Here is a 2,340-nt window from a genome sequence, read left to right as displayed (position 1 = left end):
ATTATCGTAACGAATACGGCGAATGGGATTCCTGTTCACTTACCGATGAACAGATAGAAAAGTACAAGCAGCAGTTTGATCATATCATAGTAGATCTGACCGGAATCGGGCTGGTTGCTGTGAGAGAAACAAAGCCGGAAGTGATCGAACCGGAAGAAACAGAATTTGAACAGACATTGTAAAATGCAAAAGGAGAATGATAAATGATAAAAAACAGAATATTAAAGAAACTTAGTGCAGGACTTATGGCAGGACTCTGTGCTTTTTCTATGCTCGGCTCATCTATGAGCGGAGTTATCACAGCGAATGCGGCAAGTACTTCGACTGAAAACTCAGCTTTTCCGTCGGCAGATACGGTGATCGCAAAGGCGGCGACCTTGCTCGGCTCGCCGTATACCTTTGGTAACAAGGGCTACTGGTATGCGTATGATCAGGGTCAGTACACTCCGCTTTCTGTTGAAACGATAAATAATCTCGGCATTGACTGTTCGGGACTTGTGTACTATACCCTTACGCAGCTTGGCTACAGCACTTCGGGATTTTCATGGAACAACCCTGTGCCTGTTGATACAGATCATTGGCTTACAGTCAATGATAACTGCACCATAACTTACGACGGAAAGACTTCAAAGGTCGAAGTCGAAAAGAAAAACATCAAGACAACGGACCGCCCGTATTGGGAGTGTGCTGACGGTTCGGTTATTACAGCAGGTTCTGTGGTGGTCGCTCAGAATCCGGGTGGTGAGGATCACGCTTGGATATATATGGGCGAATTTGATTTAAGAAATGATGTAATAAGCTATCTGAAGTCTATTGGAGTTTCGGAAAGTCTTATCAACTCCAAAACGGTAGGCGACGGCACAGGCACAGGAGGTACACACTGGAGAATCGAATCAAACGGTTCTGAGGGCGTTGTTATCAACAACAAGACTGACGGTAAGACCGCTACCGCTATGAATATGTCGGCGTTCAGAATTACAAAGACAGATGTTACCTTTGAGATCGATAAGTACAATACGGACGGTAATCTTGTAGGAAAATCAAGTGTTGACAATTCCACAGCGGTATACGGAATCTACAGTGACAAGTCCTGTACCAAAAAGGTTGGCGAAATCACCATAGGCGCTGACGGCACAGGTAAAATTCAACTTCCCGACAGCACTTATTACGCAAAGGAATTAAAAGCTCCTACAGGTTATTCTATTGACCCTACTGTTTATACAATCAAAGCAGGAAAAAACAAGGTGACAGAGGATTTCAAAACAGGAACAATTAAAATTAACAAAACCGCAGAGGACGGAATCATCAGCGGCAGGAAGTTTAAAATCACCTATTCATACAATGGAAAATCGCTCTCTGAAACTGCCAAAACCAATGCAAACGGAATTGCAGCCTTTGACGATCTAAGGGTTTATGATATGTCTACGGGTAAAGCAATTACCTATACAGTATCCGAGATCAATGTAGATACAAGATACGAAGTCCCTAAGGCTCAGAATGTTACGCTGACAAGCGGAGATGTTGATCTGACTGTGAATGTAAAGTTCAACAATCAGCTTAAAACGGGCTCGATAAAGATAAATAAGCAGTCCGAGGACAATCAGAACGGCGACAGAGAGTTCACTATTACGGGCAACGGTAAGACTTACACAATAAAAACTGGTTTGGACGGTGTTGCAATTCTTTCCGATATTCCCGTTTACAACAGCAATAATGAGAAGATCGTGTACACCATTTCCGAGAAAAATGTTCCGATAAAATATGTGATTCCTGCCGATCAGACTGCAACCCTTACGACAGATGCGACCACAACCAAGACATTCAAAAATATCCTCAAGAAATTTACTGTAGAGGTGACAAAGCAGGATTCTGAAACAACATCAGAACAGGGCAACGGAACGCTTGCAGGAGCAGTTTACGGACTGTACAAGGACGGCGAGCTTGCCGATACCTATACGACCGATGAAAGCGGATATTTCAAGACAAAAGAGTATGTCTGCGGAAACTACACTGTTCAGGAAATTTCACCAAGCGAGGGCTATCTCCTTGACAAAACAGTTTACTCAGTAGGTGCAGAAGCTGAGAATTATTTCATTGAGCATAACCCACTTTCTATGACAGTGACTGAGGACGTTATCAAGGGAAATATCGCAATGATCAAGCATTCCGATGACGGCTTTACTCAGATAGAAACTCCGGAAGTGGGAGCTGAATTTGAAGTGTATCTGAAATCTTCGGGTTCTTATGCAAATGCTGTTGAAACAGAACGTGATTACCTGACGTGCGATGAAAACGGATTTGCACAGACAAAGGATATGCCATACGGAATTTACACGGTTC

General features: G+C 43.2%; 2 protein-coding genes. Both read left to right on the top strand.

Translation table 11 applies throughout. The annotated features are described in order from the left end of the window. The coding region (locus LI114_RS13315) for a hypothetical protein (protein ID WP_227221072.1) at positions 1-182 on the top strand (182 nt) is incomplete at its 5' end. A gap of 21 nt (positions 183-203) precedes the next feature. After that, the coding region (locus tag LI114_RS13310; RefSeq protein WP_227221071.1) for a SpaA isopeptide-forming pilin-related protein at positions 204-2,340 on the top strand (2,137 nt) is incomplete at its 3' end.

Source organism: Ruminococcus sp. 210702-SL.1.03, assembly GCF_020559915.1.
In the GTDB taxonomy this organism is placed as follows: Bacteria; Bacillota; Clostridia; order Oscillospirales; family Ruminococcaceae; genus YE71.
Note: the sequence above shows the minus strand (reverse complement) of the source record. Positions and strands in the feature narration are given on the sequence as shown.